Origin of the sequence: Pseudomonas spelaei (assembly GCF_009724245.1) — a bacterium.
Lineage (GTDB): Bacteria > Pseudomonadota > Gammaproteobacteria > Pseudomonadales > Pseudomonadaceae > Aquipseudomonas > Aquipseudomonas spelaei.
Genome location: NZ_WNNK01000011.1, coordinates 34336 through 49729, shown reverse-complemented (window position 1 = coordinate 49729; position 15394 = coordinate 34336). Strand labels below are relative to the sequence as shown.

General features: G+C 58.3%; 11 protein-coding genes. 5 read left to right on the top strand and 6 right to left on the bottom strand.

Going from position 1 to position 15394, the window contains the following annotated elements; genetic code table 11:
• Positions 1-251: 251 nt before the first annotated feature.
• Genes gnd through GNF76_RS14510 form a run of 3 tightly spaced genes read left to right on the top strand, consistent with a single transcriptional unit; the run spans position 252 to position 3573 of the window.
• The gene (gene gnd / locus GNF76_RS14520) at positions 252-1232 is read left to right on the top strand and encodes a phosphogluconate dehydrogenase (NAD(+)-dependent, decarboxylating) (RefSeq protein WP_155583842.1); all 981 of its coding nucleotides are present in this window, start codon (positions 252-254) and stop codon (positions 1230-1232) included.
• Complete coding sequence (gene zwf / locus GNF76_RS14515; RefSeq protein WP_155583841.1) at positions 1229-2752, top strand: glucose-6-phosphate dehydrogenase; 1524 nt, start codon at positions 1229-1231, stop codon at positions 2750-2752. Before gnd ends, zwf begins: the two co-directional genes overlap by 4 nt.
• Positions 2749-3573, top strand: a complete 825-nt coding sequence (locus GNF76_RS14510; protein WP_155583840.1) for an HAD family hydrolase — start codon at positions 2749-2751, stop codon at positions 3571-3573. Before zwf ends, GNF76_RS14510 begins: the two co-directional genes overlap by 4 nt.
• 305 nt (positions 3574-3878) lie before the next feature.
• On the opposite strand, the gene nhaB is transcribed toward GNF76_RS14510, so the two are convergent.
• From nhaB to GNF76_RS14490, 4 genes are all read right to left on the bottom strand, one after another.
• Positions 3879-5381 carry a sodium/proton antiporter NhaB gene (gene nhaB, locus GNF76_RS14505; protein WP_155583839.1) on the bottom strand — a complete coding sequence of 501 codons (1503 nt, stop codon included), beginning with the start codon at positions 5379-5381 and terminating at the stop codon, positions 3879-3881.
• A 182-nt stretch (positions 5382-5563) separates the two neighbouring features.
• A complete protein-coding gene (locus GNF76_RS14500) occupies positions 5564-5824 on the bottom strand; it encodes a hypothetical protein (RefSeq protein ID WP_155583838.1) in 261 nt (86 codons plus the stop codon).
• Between the two features lie 378 nt (positions 5825-6202).
• Positions 6203-7207 (bottom strand): FecR family protein, encoded by a 1005-nt coding sequence (locus GNF76_RS14495; protein WP_155583837.1) that lies wholly within the window; start codon positions 7205-7207, stop codon positions 6203-6205.
• 143 nt (positions 7208-7350) lie between these two features.
• Complete coding sequence (locus tag GNF76_RS14490) at positions 7351-12282, bottom strand: dermonecrotic toxin domain-containing protein (RefSeq protein WP_155583836.1); 4932 nt, start codon at positions 12280-12282, stop codon at positions 7351-7353.
• Positions 12283-12629: 347 nt separating this feature from the next.
• Between GNF76_RS14490 and GNF76_RS14485 the strand changes: the two genes are divergently transcribed.
• A complete protein-coding gene (locus GNF76_RS14485; RefSeq protein WP_155583835.1) occupies positions 12630-13667 on the top strand; it encodes an Ldh family oxidoreductase in 1038 nt (345 codons plus the stop codon).
• A 32-nt stretch (positions 13668-13699) separates the two neighbouring features.
• Here the strand turns inward: GNF76_RS14485 and GNF76_RS14480 are convergent, their stop codons facing one another.
• Entirely contained in the window at positions 13700-14029 is a 330-nt protein-coding gene (locus GNF76_RS14480) for an ElaB/YgaM/YqjD family protein (protein ID WP_155583834.1), read from the bottom strand.
• A 165-nt stretch (positions 14030-14194) separates the two neighbouring features.
• Here GNF76_RS14480 and GNF76_RS14475 point away from each other — a divergent pair, with 165 nt between their 5' ends.
• Positions 14195-14446, top strand: coding sequence for a hypothetical protein (locus GNF76_RS14475; RefSeq protein WP_155583833.1), 252 nt, complete (start codon positions 14195-14197; stop codon positions 14444-14446).
• Here the strand turns inward: GNF76_RS14475 and GNF76_RS14470 are convergent.
• Positions 14421-15347, bottom strand: a complete 927-nt coding sequence (locus tag GNF76_RS14470) for a LysR family transcriptional regulator (protein ID WP_155583832.1) — start codon at positions 15345-15347, stop codon at positions 14421-14423. The two genes, GNF76_RS14475 and GNF76_RS14470, sit on opposite strands and share 26 nt — an antisense overlap.
• Positions 15348-15394: the final 47 nt, after the last annotated feature.

The following is a 15394-nucleotide window of genomic DNA, read 5'->3' as shown; positions in this document are numbered from 1 at the left end:
TCGCGGTGCTCGGACACTTACGGGAAGCGTCGAGCAACAGTCGGCGCCAATTCTGATTTCTTTTTTTACTCAATGGAACTTTTTTATTTTTCATGGTCGCTGTGACTTTTGCCGCAGTAGAGGCGAAAGAATGGCCACTATTTGTCATGAAACTATGCCAATCCGCTCTGGACTAACCCTCATTAGCCTCATTGCGCTATAAACTATGTCACACATTTTTTTGTATTTATGAGTAGTAGGAGCATCAGCACATGCAACTGGGGATTATCGGACTAGGCCGCATGGGCGGCAATATTGCGCGGCGCCTGATGCTCAATGGGCATACCACCGTGGTCTACGACCGCAATGAGGCGTTCGTCAAAGGCCTGAGCGAAGAGGGCGCCACTGGCGTTGCCGATTTGCCTGCGCTGGTCGCCGGGCTGCAAAAGCCACGGGCTGTCTGGGTCATGCTGCCGGCAGGCGCACCGACTGAAGACACCATTGAAACCCTGAGCCAACTGCTTGAAGACGGTGATGTGATCATCGATGGTGGCAACACTTTCTATAAGGATGACATCCGTCGGGCCAAAACCCTGTCGGAAAAGGGTCTGCATTACATCGACGTCGGTACCTCCGGCGGCGTCTGGGGCCTGGAACGCGGTTACTGCATGATGATCGGCGGTGATGCCGAGACGGTCAAACGACTGGACCCGATCTTCGAAAGCCTGGCGCCGGGCCTGGGCAACATCCCGCGCACCAAGGACCGGACTTCCACCGACGACCGTGCCGAGCGTGGCTATATCCACGCCGGCCCTGCCGGTTCCGGGCACTTCGTCAAGATGATCCACAATGGTATCGAGTACGGGATGATGCAGGCCTTCGCCGAAGGCTTTGACATCCTCAAGACCAAGTCCTCGGAAAACCTGCCGGTAGACCAGCGTTTTGACCTCAACGTGGCAGACATCGCCGAAGTCTGGCGTCGCGGCAGCGTAGTTTCCTCCTGGTTGCTGGACCTGACCGCCGATGCGTTGGCTGTCGATCCCAAGCTTGACGGTTATTCCGGCTCCGTTGCCGACAGTGGCGAAGGGCGCTGGACCATCGAAGCGGCGATGGAGCAATCGGTGCCGGTCCCGGTACTGTCCAACTCGCTGTTCGCGCGCTTCCGTTCCCGTCAGCAGAGCACCTACGGTGACAAGATGCTGTCCGCCATGCGTTTCGGCTTTGGCGGCCATGTGGAGACTTCCAAAAAATGACCGCCAACGGCAAGAAACCCAAGGCCGAACCCGCTCCACCGACCACACTGTTTCTGTTTGGCGCCCATGGTGACCTGGTCAAGCGCCTGCTGATGCCGGCGCTGTACAACCTCAACCGCGATGGCTTGCTGGGTGATGGTTTGCGTATTGTGGGCGTTGATCACAACGCCATCAGCGACGCCGACTTCGCCAAAAAACTCGAAGACTTCATTCGCACCGAGGCCGCCAGCAAGGTCAAGGGCAATGCCGAAAACGCCTTGGACCCCGAGTTGTGGGCCCAGTTGGCCAAGGGTATCAGCTACGTCCAGGGCGACTTCCTCGACGACAGCACCTACAGCGACCTGGCGGCGAAAATCGCCGCCAGCGGCACCGGCAACGCGGTGTTCTACCTGGCCACTGCACCACGCTTCTTCAGTGAAGTGGTGCAGCGCCTGGGGCGTGCAGGGCTGCTGGAAGAAACCCCCGAGGCTTTCCGCAGGGTGGTGATTGAAAAACCGTTCGGCTCCGACCTGGCCACTGCCGAGGCGTTGAACGCCTGCCTGCTCAAGGTCATGAGCGAAAAGCAGATCTATCGCATCGACCATTACCTGGGCAAGGAAACGGTCCAGAACATCCTGATCAGCCGTTTTTCCAACGTGCTGTTCGAGGCGTTCTGGAACAACCATTACATCGACCATGTGCAAATCACCGCCGCCGAAACCGTTGGCGTGGAAACCCGTGGCAGTTTCTTCGAACATACCGGCACGTTGCGGGACATGGTGCCCAATCACCTGTTCCAGTTACTGGCGATGGTCGCCATGGAACCGCCGGCCGCCTTTGGTGCCGATGCGGTGCGTGGGGAGAAGGCCAAGGTGATTGGTGCGATACGCCCTTGGTCCCTGGAAGACGCTCGGGCGAATTCAGTTCGCGGCCAGTACACCGCTGGCATGGTCGGCGACAAGCCACTGCCCGGTTACCGCGAAGAGGCGAACGTCGCCCCTGATAGCAGCACGGAGACCTTCGTCGCCCTCAAGGTGATGATCGACAATTGGCGTTGGGTGGGTGTGCCGTTCTACCTGCGCACCGGCAAGCGCATGAGCATTCGCGATACCGAGATCGTTATCTGTTTCAAGCCGGCGCCTTATGCACAGTTCCGCGACACTGAGGTTGATGAGCTGAAGGCCACGTACTTGAAGATCCAGATCCAGCCCAACGAAGGCATGTGGTTCGACCTGCTGGCGAAAAAGCCCGGGCCGACCCTGGACATGGCCAACATCGAGCTGGGCTTTGCCTACAAGGACTTCTTCGAGATGCAGCCGTCGACGGGTTACGAGACCCTGATCTACGACTGCATGACCGGAGACCAGACCCTGTTCCAGCGCGCGGACAACATCGAGAACGGCTGGCGAGCGGTGCAGCCATTCCTGGATGCCTGGAAGCTGGATGACGGTATCCAGGCTTACAAAGCGGGTGAGGATGGCCCGGCGGCGGCCGATGAGTTGCTGGCCCGTGATGGCCGCACCTGGCACAGCCTCGGATGAGTGACGCGCCGAGTCATCCCATCCGGTTTGTCCTGAGTGACATGGACGGCACGTTGCTGCACCCGGATCACAGCCTCAGTCAATACACCATTGATACGGTCCGCGCACTGCGCGAGGCCGGGGTGTTTTTCAGCCTGGCCAGCGGGCGTCCGCCCAGGGCCATGTTGCAGCAGGCTGAGGCGTTGGGCGTCGATGTACCGATAGCGGGCTTTAATGGCGGTACGCTGGTCAATCCCGACGGCAGTGTGTTGGTTTCCCATCACCTGCCGGCCGAGGCCGCGCTGATTGCCCTGGCCTTGTTCTCTGAACAGCCTGACGTTGAAGTCTGGCTGTTTGCCGACGGTGACTGGCTGCGCCGGGAACCTGGCGGGCCGATGGCGGTTCGTGAGGAGCACGGTTTGGGTTATGGGCCGATTGTGGTCGAGCGTTTCGAGCCGTATCTGGACCGGGTTAACAAGATCGTCGCCGCCAGTACCAACACTCAACTGCTGATCGAGTTGGAAGCGCAGCTGTTGCCCAAGGTCGAAGGGCTGGCCCAGGTCTCCCGTTCACAGCCGGTGTTCCTGGACGTGACGGCGATGAAAGCCAACAAGGGCGAGGCTCTGAAAACCCTGGCGGCTCACCTGGGTGTCCCGTTGGCGCAGACAGCGGCCATCGGTGATGGCGGCAATGACCCCGCCATGTTTCATGTGGCCGGGTTATCGATAGCCATGGGCCAGGCCGAAGAAGCGGTCAAGCAGCAAGCCACGGTGGTCACCGGCAGTAATGTCGAGGACGGCGCGGCAGAAGCGATCGAGCGGTTTATTCTTTCAGCCCGATGATAACGAGGCTGCTATTGCAGCCTCGTTTTTCTCGCCTTTACAACCAGCCCTTTCAAGGCCTTTGAGCACGCAGCCAAATATGGTTGAAACATCCAGCTCGGGGCAGTGAAGATCAACTGTGGGAGTTGTCGAGCTTTAGCGAGGCTGCGATGACGTCGGCACAGCCAACATTGAGGGTGCCTGACCCGCCGCTATCGCAGCCTCGCTAAAGCTCGACAGCTCCCACAAGGGTTTACATCGCCAGTTAAATCTTCATCCCTGGCCTGATGCGACTGACTGTTCAAAGACCTTGAAAGGCATGCTCTTTACAGCCAGTAACTCACCGCGTACCAGCCCAGTAGTCCCATCACCACCGTATACGGCAGCGCCATCCACACCATTCGCCCATACGACAGGCGAATCAACGGTGCAATCGCCGACGTCAGCAAAAACAGAAATGCCGCCTGGCCATTGGGTGTCGCGACGCTCGGCAGGTTGGTGCCGGTGTTGATGGCAATCGCCAGGGTTTCGAAATGCTCTCGGCTCATGTGCCCGGAAACAAATGCCTGTTTGACCTCGGTGATGTAGATCGTCGCCACGAAGACGTTATCGCTGATGGCTGACAACAACCCGTTGGCAATAAACAGCATCCCCGGTTGCTGATCGGCGGGCAGCGCCAGCACCCACTGGATCAACGGGGTGAACAGCTGTTGATCATGAATCACCGCTACCACCGCGAAAAACACTACCAGCAACGCGGTAAAGGGCAGGGCGTCCTTGAACGCGTTGCCGATGCGATGCTCTTCGGTGATGCCGGTGAAGGCGGTGATCAATACGATGACCAGCAAGCCGATCAGGCCCACCTCGGCGATGTGAAACGCCAGTCCGGCAATCAGAATCAACGCTGCCAGGCCCTGGACGATCAAGGCGGCGCGTTGGCGCGGGGTCCGCTCGGCGTTATCTTCTTGGGCGTAGTTGGCCAGCACTTGGCGCACATTGTCCGGCAGCAGCGTGCCGTAACCGAACCAGCGCAGTTTCTCCAACAACACACAGGTGATCAGGCCGGCAGCCAGCACTGGTAAAGACACGGGGGCGACTCGGCTAAAGAACTGGCTGAAATTCCAGCCCATCTCATGGCCGATCAACAGGTTCTGCGGTTCGCCCACCAGGGTGCACACGCCGCCCAGGGCCGTACCCACCGCGCCGTGCATCAGCAGGCTACGCAGGAAGGCCCGGAACTGTTCCAGGTCAGCGTGGTGCAAGGCTGGCAGGTGTTGGTCATCGCTGAATTCACTGTCCTGGCGCGGGTCATTGCCGGACGCGACACGGTGATACACCGAATAGAAGCCCACGGCCGCACTGATAATCACGGCGGTCACGGTCAATGCATCGAGAAAGGCCGAGAGAAACGCCGACAGAAAGCAAAACATCAGCCCCAGCAGCGCCTTGGACCGTACCCCCAGCAGCAATCGCGAAAACAGAAACAGCAGCAAGTCCTTCATGAAATAGATCCCGGCGACCATGAACATCAGCAGCAGGATCACCGGGAAGTTGTGCAGCAACTCGTCGTATAGCGCTTCGGGTGTTGTCATCCGTAGCAGCAACGCTTCGACCATCAACAGGCCGCCGGGCATCAACGGATAGCACTGCAGCGCCATGGCCAGGGTGAAAATAAATTCAGCCACCAACAACCAGCCGGCAGCCACGGGACCGAATACCCAGAGCACCAATGGGTTGAGGACCAGGAACGCAAGGACGCAGGTCTTGTACCAACGGGGCGAATGGCCGAGGAAGTTATGGGTGAAGGCCTTGGCCATTGATTCGGGCATGAGGTGCTCCTTTGGGCAGAAGCGCGCAACGTGCCGCAGCGAGGAGAGAAGATCAAGTCGTCGTGGGGATTTTTCGACGTTAATCAGCAAGTAGCAGGGAAGGTATTGGTTAACGAGGTACTCATCGTTAGAGCGCCAAGTCGAGTGACGGAACATGTTCCGTCACTCGATAGCATCGGGTGTTACTTGGGCATGACCCAGGATTGCAACGCGTGGCCTTCTTTACTCAGTTCAGAACGCGCTTGGATAAGCAGGTCTTCCAACTGTGCGGGGTCTGAGTAAGTACTGGATGACACCTGTTTACGGCCAATACGAGTATTGGTCCGGTCGATGACGGTCAGGCTGAGTTCGCCGTTGCCGTCGGCCCAAGCCACACACTGAAAGGGTTTGAAGGCGCGGTCTGCAATCAAGAGTGCTTCGTTGATACGGAGCGGGGCGTTCATAGGGTCTTCTCTCTAAATGCCCAATCAAATGATCTGCCGTCGGTTGGGCTTACCGTTCGGCTTGTACTAGTACTGATGCACGATGGCAGGGTGCGGGTCACATGTTAGAACAACAATTTTCAACTTTCCGTGATTAGGGTCATGTAAGGCGTGGTTTTGAAAGTTTGGTGAAAGATTGGACCCACTTCCCGCCTCACCAGAAAATTGGTTTTTTTTGACAGCTTTATAGCCAGCCCTTTCAAGGTCTGAGCTTTATAGCCAAACGATACAAGGCGGCGTCAAGGTCTTGCCATGGCAACTCTGCTGGCTCAGAGAGGGTGAGCGTTTCCAGAATGGACACGTTGAAGCGCATGGGGCTTCGGCGGCTATTGTTGGCAATCAACCCTTGGGCGTATTTTGCGGTATCGAATTGAGCACAGGATTGCCGTCCTGGTTCAGGGTCAAGTAGACCGGCAGGACCTTGGGCAAGGAGGGGACGAGGTTGCTGACTTCGTTGAGGTTGTAGATCCCACCGATACGAATGGCACCCGTGCCGGCGTCGGCCAGCATTACCGGTTTATTCAGGTAGCGGTTGATCAGCGGCAGGGCATCGGCCAGGGCCAGGTTGTCGAGGATCAGTTTGCCATCGCGCCAGGCCAGGGCAGTGTCGTCAGGGCCGATCGGCTTGACCTGGGGGTTGGTATCGCCGCGGTTGTAACTGGCTTGCATGCCGGGTGACAGCCGCGCACCACTATGGGTCTCGTCACTGGCGATTTGCACAGAACCTTCCAGCAACATGACCCGTACTTGATCTTCGTATTTCCAGACGTTGAACTGGGTGCCCGTTACGCGGATACGTCCTTCGCCGGCTCGGACCACGAAGGGATGTCCTGCGTCATGGCTGACCTTGAAAAAGGCTTCGCCCTTGCGCAGGGTCACGCGGCGTTCGTCTTTGTAATGGCTGTAGACCAGTTCGGTGCCCAGGTTCAATTCCACCTGGCTGCCATCGTTCAACGTGACCTGGCGCAGGCCACCCTCGGCTTCAATGTGCTGATAGGAACTGGGCAACCAACCGGCTTCCCAACCGGTAAAGGCGGCCAGAGGTAAGGCAACCAGGCAGACAGCTGCGGCTACCGCATAGGTGCGTAACCGGCTACGCGACTTGAACGGGACCACAACGACCGGAGTCGGCGTGGTTTCAACGCGGGGCAAGTGATCGGCGACATCCCAGATTTCCAGCATCGCCGCATATTCGAAGGCATGCAGCGGATGGGCGTCGTGCCATTGTGCAAAGGCTTGACGTTCGGCAGTCGTGCAATCAAAGGCATGCATACGCATACACCAGTGCGCGGCGGCATCGGTGATAGCGTCATATTCGACTTCTGAAAGGGACTGTTCGGTCATTGATCCATCCTGATTTCCTACATTCTAACCTTCGCGACCCCGTGACGAGAACAGCAGTCATGGCAATTGCCCATCAATTGGGACTATTTCTTAAACACTGCACGCTAAAACACAGGAGCGGCGTTTATCTTCTGTCTGCGCCTTCAGGGCGTGGGCGGGCGACTGGCGGGCCTGGGGTCAAGTTGGCGCCCCAGATGGGTGATGAGGTAAGCCACCGAATCAGCATTATCCAGGATGGTGTCGACACGCTTGGCCAGGTTGGTCATGAAAATGCTCCGGGCGTTTCTCAAGTCGACGCCGCCGGTGGTTCTGAGAATTTGCGCCTTGATATATCGGGTTTCGGGAGTCGTGCCAAAATCGCTCCATAGGGTGCCGGTGATATCCGGGAATTTGAAGAGCTGGTCGATAGGTGTTTGTAGCGAATAGCCTTGGGTCTGGCGGTCTTGTTGAAACTTGCGCAAGTCGCGCCCCTCTTGGGTCACGGTCTCGATCAAATCGGAAAACGGCATGATCGCGTTCACATAGGCTGCGTCGGTGGTCGTATGGGTCAGATGGCTTAGCTCATGAATCAATACGGCCGCCCGAGCATGGGCATCTCGATCAAAATAAGTGATCAGACGGTTTTCATATTCACCTAATGGAGGGGTGAAGAAGTTCTCGCTCAAATAAATTCGACGTTCAGGATCGTTGTCGATGGTGAACGCCCAACTGCGCTCTTCAGCCCGCTGGGCGCCGGTTACGAAGCGCATCGAGTCAAGGGAGTAGAGCGTCGGGTCCAATATTGCTCCCAGCATGCCGTCGACGAGACGGTGCAGTTTCTGCACCAGGGCTGGGTCTAACTCTCGGGGCCCCCGATCAGGGTTGATTTCAATGCCGAAGAATTGCTGAACGAAACGGTGGATGCGTGTGACGGGGGCCACCCCTGGCTCCAGCAAAGCCAGGTTCAGTTTGCAGTTTTGTAGATAAAACGTGGCCAGGTCCAGCGCCTCTACGATCATTCTGGCCCTGTCAGGGTAGAAGCGACGGATTGCACTCATGCCCACGGCTTCAATATTCAGCGCCTGGCGCGCCGAGTGCCTGGCCGCCGATCGGTCTTGCAGGCGCCCAAAAGCCTGGCCGTAACGTGCAATGTGTTTACGGGTGTCGATCACCCACTGCCCTGCAGCATTACGGCAAACGAACGGGCCTGTTTGATTCTCAGAGGTAATACGCCAGAAGTCCCCCACGGATTGGACCGGATACACTTTCCCGGCCAAGGGAATGTAGCTGTGTCCTTTGTGTTGGTACACACCACGGGTTGCACCGAGCGTCATGTCCACCAGCGCCACATCGTTCACCTCACTGGGTTGCAGCAAGGTGCGTTCCGGTGCCGTGATATCCAGTGCGGACCAGGAAACCGATTGCTGCCAATCAGCGACAGGCTGTTCAGCTGTCAAGGACGAAATGAATTTCTCTGTTTCCTGTAGCGCCTCGCCAATCAGCGCCATCTCTGCCACGCCCTCGATGAACGCCCGTAATGCCTCGCGCCAGTGGTGATCCTGCAGCGCCTGGGCTGACTCCATAAACAGCTGAATACTGCGCCAGATGATCCAGGGTAACGCCAGCTTGCCTGGTAAGAAGTCCATGAGACGCACGATGTTATCGCTGAACACCTGCTTGACCGTTTCCCATTCGGTTTCTGCGTCGGGTAGCGATTGGCGACCGAGTAGTTGCAGCAACAGCAGCCTGTTGTCGTTGAACAGTTGCTCGAACACGTTGCCCTGGATCGGATTGAAGCCGAGGGTGATTTCTGACGTTGCGCCCAGGGTGGCGTGCAGAAGATTGCGATAGATGGCGTCTTGCGGTGCGGGCAGACGCTTGAGGACCCACTCTTGCAATGCACCTGGCCTATTCAGTCGCGCCAGTAAGTCAGCCTCACTTGCAAATTCGGTAAAGCTCAGCTCCTGGTGATAGGGGGCATACAGTACCTGCGGCCCCTCACGACCGGAACTGATGAGATACACGCCCAGGGCGTTGACGACAGATGCCCCTGGCGTGGCAACCAGCTCAAGTGGGCGAACTCGCGCGGTGGCTCCTGCGACACTGGCGCGCGCGATCGCATCCGGCATGTCAAAGGCTTGTTGAATCAGGTCGAATCCTTGAGTCGAGAGCCGCTCCTGGAGCTTGAGAGCGTGAGCGTGTTGCAGCAACTGCCAGGGCAGTTGTCTGCTGAAGTCGTGCAGCCGCTGTTCCACCCCTGGCTTGCCTGGGGTGAGTCGCTCATTCACGTACGTGTGATAGTCGTCACCTATCTTCAGCTGGGACAGCATTTGTCGTATTACCGCCTCAGTTAGCGCCGGGGCGTTTGACGCAACATTGAACGAGGTTTCTTGCAGGCTTGCAGGGCTCATGGCGAAATCCAGCAAGCTCAGATGCTGATCTTCCAGGGCGAGCTTGAGGGCAATCTCCACGTCAGTGGCCAACAGTGAATAATCGACCAATTGTTCATTGAGACGATCTCGTACGCGATCTCGCAACGGATAAAACCCGTGGAGATAGTCCCTGCCGCTTTCGGTCGTGAGGCGGTATTGCTCGAGGAACTCGGCTTGGCGGCGCTGTTCCCGGGGTGGTGCTGCGCCGAGCCCGTCGGGCAGGGAGAGCCTGACTTCGTTCAGGCGCGCGAGGTTGATGGCCCGTTGCACGTTGTTTGCCGGACCACTTGTCCGTGCATCCCACAGAGACCGCGCGTTGGTTTTTCTGGCAAGGATGTGGCGTTGCTGGCCGGCATACTGTTCTGCCCAGGACTGCTGGCACTTTTGCAGGACAGGCCCATGGATCAGTTGAAACGGCCCCAGGCGGTAGTCTTGGTGATGTTTGTGTTCGCGGATGTTGAGATTTTCCAGCAGGCTCAGTCGTTGTGCGGGGTGCCTCAGGCGCTTGCCCAATTCGTCGCGTACCAGGCTGATGGACGCAAAGGGCTCCAGGCCGTGGGCCGGCGTCCAAAGCAGGGCGCGTCCGGAGTGGTCGAGGTCGAGGCCGCCGCGCTCGGTCAGCAGGAAACAGTTGGCCAATCGCATCAGTGTTGATTCGCCGGCGGTAATCAGGGACAGCGTGAAGGCATCAGGGGTAAAGCCGTTCAGCGACTCACGGTTGTCGCGATCAGTCTTATCGGGATCCAGAACGGTATTCAGGATCGCCATATCAGATGCCTCCAGGGTTTTGTCGAGGACCCTCAAGCGGCCCTCCTCAAGAATTCCCGACGACATGACATGAGCCAACTTGGGGTTTAGTGTCTCCAGGTGGGCTCTCAGGGTTTGCCCGATCGCCTCGGGTGTGAGGCTGATCAGTGACTGGCCCACCAGGTTATTCAGTTGCGTGATGGAGATCTGAGCATTTCTGGTCGCCAGTCCGCGCGCGCGCGGCCCGTATACGCCGTACTCAACGGATTCGGGTACTGCCTGAGCTTCACCAAGCATGCGTGCCATGCAATGCTCCGACAGCCTTTGGGTACTGATTGGGATGCGTCGTTCTTCGTTGTTGGCTTTACTGGTATAGCGGTTGATATAGAGGGTCTCAGGGTTGAGATGGCCGATGTTGCGGGCGCTTAACCTGGTTTTTAACTGATCGGTGATGAGCGTGTCGAGGCGGGTAGTCGGGGTCAGGTCATGCTGCAGTGCCAGATCGATACTCTGCAGTTGTTTGATCAACAGGCGAGCCTTTTCTACCGGGACCTTGGGAGACTCCACAAGCGTGCTCCAGCGGCCTTTGACGTCCAGAGCCAACAGGCGTTGATCAATCATCGCGCGGATATCCAAGCCATGATCAAACAAGGCATACACATTGAGCGTTCCCTGGCTGCGCCGATAAATATCCAGGGCGTACACCAGGTTTTGCTGCTGCTTATCAATGATGCTCTCGAGCAATGTCTTGAAGATTGGACTGTTGATATCAGCGGGGGTGAATTGTGGATACTTGAAACCGATAAAGCGCGCACGCTCGTCCAGCGCTAGGAAGTTATAAAAATCATCTTCATGGTCGGCAGCCTGGGCCATGGATTTTAGGGTTGCCTGCAGGTCGTCGTAATCCTTGAGCACCTGCAGACCCTTGGACTGGGTATAGAGATAGGTGTCGTGGTTGTTGCCGAGGATCAACGTGCTGGCCAGTTCCACGTAATGGGGGTAGTACTCCCACAGGCGGGCTTTTTCGATGCGTAGGCTGTGTTGCGGCTGGACAGGTAAATAAAGCGCGTTCAGTGGTCGCCATTGCTGCGCCGAGAGCGTGTCCTGCTGGCGTTTGAACAGCAAATCCACTCGGCATTTGTCACTCATTGTCTGAGCAAAGAACACCCGTCTCGACTGTTCTGGACGCATGTCTGTATTCCAGTAAGCCTCCAGCGCGTTGCGGATGAACGTCAGCAACTGGCGGGCGGCGTCTTTGACGCCGGTTTCCCAAAGCGCCTGATGCCGTGTCCTGTTGCTGGAGCCTTGGGCCGCCATCGCCAGGGCTGGATTCAAGAAGTCGCGGCGCAGCCCCACAGGCCAGGACTGTTGGCGATAAAACTGCAACAGGGCATCGCCCAAGGGCCGGGAGTCAGCCAAGTGCTCGCTGTCTGAGGAGGACGGGCCCGGCGCATAAAAAAACGCACGGGTCTTGCGTTGATCCAGGCCGGGGAAAGAGGTGCGAAAGGTGGCGGCCAGCAGTTGATCCAGCAAGGTTTTCATCGACGGCAACTTGCACAACTCATCGCGCATGGCCTGCACGTTAAGTCCCTGGTAGCGTTCAATGGCTGCCTGTTGTTCGTCGAAGACATTCCCCTCGATCAGTTCCCGACGCAGGCTTGCATGCTGATCAAAGTCAAAGTTGGCGCGTTGATCAATCGACAGGTAATTCAGCAAGGCCGTTCTTTTCTCTGGGTCGCGCAGTCGGCCAGCTATTTCGCTCAGTAGCTGGTCGGATGAATCGAACTTCTCAAGTCCGGTGTCGGGGCCGTAAAAGAAGGCGGGAGTGTAACTGCCCTCCGAACTCATCATGAAGGCGCCCGCCAGTTCCATGGGGTTTTCAGTGTCGGCACTCAACAGCAAACGCTCGGCGATCATCACGGGGGACTGGGCTTTGCGCCCGCTGGCGTCGGCAAAGAAAAGGTTGCGCAAGAAGTCCCGGTCGCGCTCGGTTATGCCACGTTGGCGCTCGCGCTCACTGAGGCGCTTGGCGACTCTCATGGCTTCGGGGAAAAAGTAGGGGAGTGGCAGGTCGTCCATCAGAAGGTACCTCGGTGGCGGATTCCAGAAGCACCGAGCCTAGGGTGGACACCCGCCCCAACGGTGTTAAATAAATGGTGGCGCCCCACGCCAGTGGTTGACAGGGCACTCGCTGCGCGTTGTTTAATCAGGGTGCTGAACCCAGCAAGCTGTAGCCCCTTCCAATAATGACTCCGGAGCTTCAGATGTCAGCCACGCCCGTTACTGCGGTGAATGCATCGCAGACGCTTGCCTTTACTGAATTGGTCGCCTTGCTCAAGCACATCTTCATCCGCCACGGCACTTCAGCAGAGGTGGCTGGCGTGCTGGCCGACAACTGCGCCCGCGCCGAACGCGACGGCGCCCATAGCCACGGGGTGTTTCGCATTCCGGGCTACGTGTCGACGCTGAACAGTGGTTGGGTCAACGGCACGGCGGTGCCGGTGGTCGAGGATGTCGCCTCGGGTTTTGTCCGGGTCGACGCCGGCAATGGTTTTGCCCAGCCGGCATTGGCTGCGGCGCGCCCGCTGTTGGTTGAAAAAGCCCGCAGCGCCGGGATCGCCGTGTTGGCGATCCGTAACTCCCATCACTTTGCTGCACTGTGGCCCGATGTCGAACCGTTCGCCGAGGAAGGGCTGGTAGCCCTCAGCGTGGTCAACAGCATGACCTGCGTGGTGCCCCATGGCGCCGACCGACCTCTGTTCGGAACCAACCCTATCGCCTTTGCGGCGCCGCGGGCCGATGGGCCGCCGATTGTCTTTGACCTGGCCACCAGTGCCATTGCCCATGGCGACGTGCAGATTGCTGCGCGCAAGGGTGAACGTGTACCGCCGGGAACCGGTGTCGACAGCCTGGGGCAATCCACCCAGGACCCCAAGGCGATCCTCGAAGGCGGTGCGTTGTTGCCGTTTGGCGGGCACAAGGGCTCGGCATTGTCGATGATGGTCGAGCTGCTGGCGGCGGCGTTGACCGGAGGCAACTTTTCTTTCGAGTTCGACTGGTCCAACCATCCCGGTGCCAAGACGCCCTGGACAGGCCAGTTGCTGATCGTGATCGACCCGAGCAAAAGCGCCGGGCAGAACTTTGCCGAGCGCAGCCAGGAACTGGTGCGGCAGATGCACGCGGCAGGGCTTAAGCGTTTACCTGGGGACCGTCGCCATCGTTCACGGGCGAAGGCTGCCGTGGAGGGAATTGCTATCGACAGTGAGGCGTTGAGTCAGTTGCGAGTATTGGCGCAAAGTTGATGAGGGAGAGGGGCAAGCCCCTCTCCAGCGTTTCAGTGACGACGACCCAGCAACAGGCCAACCACCAGGCCGAAACCTGCAGAGATGGCCACGGTCTGCCAGGGGTGGCCACCGATGTAAGTCTCGGTGGCATCCACCACCGGCTTGCTGCGCTCGCGCACACTGGACACAGAGTCCAGGGCTTGCTTGAGTTTGATCGCTACCTGCTCGCGTAGGGTTTCGCCTTCCTCACCTACGAGACTGGCGCTGCTTTTGAGCAGTTTGTCCGATTCCTCGATCAGCGCCTGGAGTTCACTGAACGCTTGATCCTTGATTTGATCTTCGACAGCTTGCGCAGCTTGAGTGGCGGTTTTACGGGCCATTGGATAACTCCTTCGATGTGTATTTGGCGATGAACAATGGAGTCGAGGAGCGCGGCAAAAGTTGCAGTTTTTTTCGTGCCACAGCCTATCGGATGATAAATCCTAACTCAGACATTTCCACCTACAGTGTAAGATGTCACCTATTTGCGCAGCAGGTAACTCCACATGAGCTTCAATCTGGCCAACAAGCCCCTAGCCGAGCGCGCCGCGCTTGAAGATGAAAAGTCCCGTCTGTATGACCTGTGGCAAAGCAACCTGGGCAAGGCCAAGGGCGAAGGCGCACGCTTGTTTGGCGAGCGCGCCAAGCGCAAGGGCAAGTGGGCCGAGTGGGTGCGTTCGGAGCTGGACAGTATGTCGCCGCCGGAATTTGCCAACATGGTGCGCAGTGAAGTCAATCGATTGATGGCGGCCAAGTAAAGCAGGCAACCACAGCCTCCCGTACTTTGAGCAGCAGCGGGTCCAACTGGGCTTGGGTGCGCCAGCCCAACTCCACCGGATAACGGGGTAACGCCAGCGGGCATGGCAGTACCCTCAAACCGGTCATGCGGGCGATGGCTTGGGCCGCATGTCCGGGAATCGTCGCCACCGCGTGGCTGCCCTTGAGCAGGAACGGCAGGGCCGCAAAGTGGGTGGTTGAGGCGCAGACCTGGCGACTCAAACCCAACGCGGCCAACCCTTCATCGGTGATCCCGATAAACCCGCCAGACGACACCAGCACATGCTCACGCTCGACGAACTCGTCAAGGCCGATGACCTGCTGGCCCGGTTCCAAACTGCCAGGGTCCACCAGGCACTGATAATCACCTTCCCCCAGTACCTGGCGGCTCAGTCGCCGCTCGGCAAAGCCTCCCGCAGTGATCGCCAGGTCCAGGGTGCGGTCAAGCAGGGCGTTGGCGACGATCTGGCTGTGGGTCTGGCGGAAGATCACCCGCAGCTTCGGCGCACGCCGGGCGATTTCTTCGATCAGGCGCCGGCCATAGGCAACCTCAAAATCGTCGGATAAACCCAGGGCTACCGAGCGCCCCTGATACTCACTGCCGTGAGGATCGACCATCGCCAGGCTTTGCCGGCAACGATCCAGCGCCTCGCTGATCACCGGCTTCAATTGGTTGGCCCGCAAGGTGGGTGCCAGGCCTCGACCCGTGCGCACAAACAACGGGTCGCCATACAGTTCGCGCAAACGCCGCAAGGCTGCGCTGACGGCTGATTGCGTGACGCCCAGACGCAGTGCCGCACGGCTGGCGCTGGATTCATCATGCAGGGCTTCGAAGGCTTTGAGCAGGTTGAGATCGACCTGGGCGATATTCATTTGGCTCATATCATTTAGCAGTGAAGTGGGCTTTATTCATGATCGACGCTGGCCGG

What these genes read in the sequence shown, in the direction of transcription:
- nhaB (WP_155583839.1), bottom strand. Translation starts at nt 5,381, where the DNA reads ATGCCCGAATCAATGGCCAAGGCCTTCACCCATAACTTCCTCGGCCAT.
- GNF76_RS14490 (WP_155583836.1), bottom strand. Translation starts at nt 12,282, where the DNA reads ATGATCGCCGAGCGTTTGCTGTTGAGTGCCGACACTGAAAACCCCATG.
- GNF76_RS14485 (WP_155583835.1), top strand. Translation starts at nt 12,630, where the DNA reads ATGTCAGCCACGCCCGTTACTGCGGTGAATGCATCGCAGACGCTTGCC.
- GNF76_RS14480 (WP_155583834.1), bottom strand. Translation starts at nt 14,029, where the DNA reads ATGGCCCGTAAAACCGCCACTCAAGCTGCGCAAGCTGTCGAAGATCAA.
- GNF76_RS14475 (WP_155583833.1), top strand. Translation starts at nt 14,195, where the DNA reads ATGAGCTTCAATCTGGCCAACAAGCCCCTAGCCGAGCGCGCCGCGCTT.
- gnd (WP_155583842.1), top strand. Translation starts at nt 252, where the DNA reads ATGCAACTGGGGATTATCGGACTAGGCCGCATGGGCGGCAATATTGCG.
- zwf (WP_155583841.1), top strand. Translation starts at nt 1,229, where the DNA reads ATGACCGCCAACGGCAAGAAACCCAAGGCCGAACCCGCTCCACCGACC.
- GNF76_RS14510 (WP_155583840.1), top strand. Translation starts at nt 2,749, where the DNA reads ATGAGTGACGCGCCGAGTCATCCCATCCGGTTTGTCCTGAGTGACATG.
- GNF76_RS14470 (WP_155583832.1), bottom strand. Translation starts at nt 15,347, where the DNA reads ATGAGCCAAATGAATATCGCCCAGGTCGATCTCAACCTGCTCAAAGCC.
- GNF76_RS14500 (WP_155583838.1), bottom strand. Translation starts at nt 5,824, where the DNA reads ATGAACGCCCCGCTCCGTATCAACGAAGCACTCTTGATTGCAGACCGC.
- GNF76_RS14495 (WP_155583837.1), bottom strand. Translation starts at nt 7,207, where the DNA reads ATGACCGAACAGTCCCTTTCAGAAGTCGAATATGACGCTATCACCGAT.